At 70.9% G+C, this 1,982-nt stretch carries 2 protein-coding genes; one reads left to right on the top strand and one right to left on the bottom strand.

Features of this window, described 5'->3' with window-relative positions; all coding sequences use genetic code 11:
* Positions 1–21 precede the first annotated feature (21 nt).
* Positions 22–654: a TetR/AcrR family transcriptional regulator gene (locus tag JHN63_RS50915; protein WP_200691916.1), complete on the bottom strand. Its 633-nt coding sequence runs from the start codon at positions 652–654 to the stop codon at positions 22–24.
* Positions 655–825: 171 nt separating this feature from the next.
* Between JHN63_RS50915 and JHN63_RS50910 the strand changes: the two genes are divergently transcribed.
* Positions 826–1,982: FAD-dependent monooxygenase (locus JHN63_RS50910; RefSeq protein WP_200691915.1), on the top strand; the 1,157-nt coding region annotated here is incomplete at its 3' end.

Here is a 1,982-nt window from a genome sequence, read left to right as displayed (position 1 = left end):
CCCCCCTGTCCATCCCGCCGCTCACCCCGCGTCCAGGCCCGCCATGAGCTGCCCGTACGCCCCCTGCGCGGCCGCGACCGCGTCGTCGTACGCCTCGTCGGCGGTGCGGCCGGAGGCCATCGTCCGCCAGTTCTCCAGGGCGAGTTCCTGCTGTGCGGCGATCAGGTGGGTCGCGGCCAGGCGACGGGTGAACGGGGTGGAGGACCCGGAGTGGGGGAGGGCTGCGGCGAGCGCGTCGATCTCCAGGCTTCGATAGCGCTGGACCAGGCCGGTCCGGAGGCTCGGCGTGCCGTAGAGCAGATCCATGAAGCCGAGCACTTCGGGGTGGTCGTTCAGGCCGGTGATCGGGTCGCGGGCGATGAGGCGGGCCAGGAAGTGGGCGCGCAGGGCGGCCGTGGGGGTCTGGCCGGGCGGGCGTTCGCGCACGACGCGGGCCGCTTCGCCGAGGTGGTCGGCGAAGCGGTGCAGGACCAGGTCCTCCTTGGTCGGGAAGTACCGGAACAGCGTGGCCTTGGAGACCTCGGCCGCCGCCGCGACCTCGACGACGGACACCTCGTCGAAGCCCTTCTCGCGGAACAGGCGCAGGGCTTCCTGCGCGATGAGGTTCCGCGTGCGTTCCTTCTTGCGCTCGCGCAGACCGGCGGGTTCGTCCATGCGGACCACTTTACCAGGCAGGTGAGACTCGGACTCGGATGAGACTGGGGATGGGATGACACCAGAGATTATATGAGTCCGAGAATCTTCTGATACCCGGTTGCATTTTCTCTTCGCTCGGTGTTCCCTGGACACAGCGGGACACAACGACGAGACGACGAGAGGACCGCCATGAGCGACGACGACGTCCTGATCGTGGGCGCCGGACCGACCGGCCTCACCCTTGCCATCGAGCTGGCCCGGCGCGGTGCGGGGGTGCGGATCGTGGACGCGGCAGCGGTCCCGCACCGGGAGTCCCGGGGCAAGGGCCTGCATCCGCGCACCCTGGAGGTCCTGGAGGACGTCGGCGTCACCGAGCGCGTCCTCGCCGTCGGGACGACACGGCTGCCCTACCGCAAGTACTTCGACGGCGCGCATATGAACGACACCGACCGCCTGGAGGACGCCGGCCCCACACCGGACGCGCCCTACGAGCGAGGGGTCCTCATAGGGCAGTGGCAGGTGGAGGAAGTCCTGCGGGAGCGGCTCGCGGAGTTCGGCGTCACCGTCGAATCCGGCACGGAGGTCACCGGATTCGAGCAGGACGCGGACGGTGTCACGGCGACCCTGGCCGACGGGGGGCACGTCAGGGCCGACTATCTCGTCGGCTGTGACGGCGGGCGCAGCCGGGTGCGCAGGGCGATGGGGGTGCGCTTCGACGGGACGACCGACGAGGCACAGTCGATGGTCGTCGGCGATGTGACGGCGGAGGGGATCAGCCGGGACGTCTGGCATCAGTGGTTCACGTCGGACGGGGGCGTGATGCTGTGCCCCATGCCCGGCACGAACTCCTTCCAGTTCCAGGCGGGACCCGAACTCGACGCGAGCGGCGAGCCGTTGCCGCCGACCCTGGAGAGCTTCCAGCGGATCTTCGACCGGCACGCGCGCGTGCCCGGCATCACGCTGACCGACCCGACCTGGCTCNACGTCCGCATGGTCGACCGGATGCGCGTCGGCCGGGTCCTCCTGGCCGGGGACGCCGCACACGTGCACCCGATCGCGGGCGGACTCGGCATGAACACCGGCATCCAGGACGCCTACAACCTGGGCTGGAAACTCGCCCTCGCGACCGCGGGGCAGGCCGCACCCGGACTCCTGGACACCTACGAGGAGGAGCGCCTCCCGGTGGCCGCCTGGACCCTGGGCATCAGCACCGAGCTGTACGCCCATGTGCTCGAAGCGGTCAGGGAACCCGGCACCGGTCTGGAGGCCGCCGCCTCGCCCCCCATGGGCACCGGCTACCGCTGGAGTTCCCCCGCGGCCCCCGCCACCACGGGCGACCCCGACAC

Origin of the sequence: Streptomyces sp. MBT65, assembly GCF_016612545.1 — a bacterium.
GTDB lineage: Bacteria > Actinomycetota > Actinomycetes > Streptomycetales > Streptomycetaceae > Streptomyces.
Note: the sequence above shows the minus strand (reverse complement) of the source record. Positions and strands in the feature narration are given on the sequence as shown.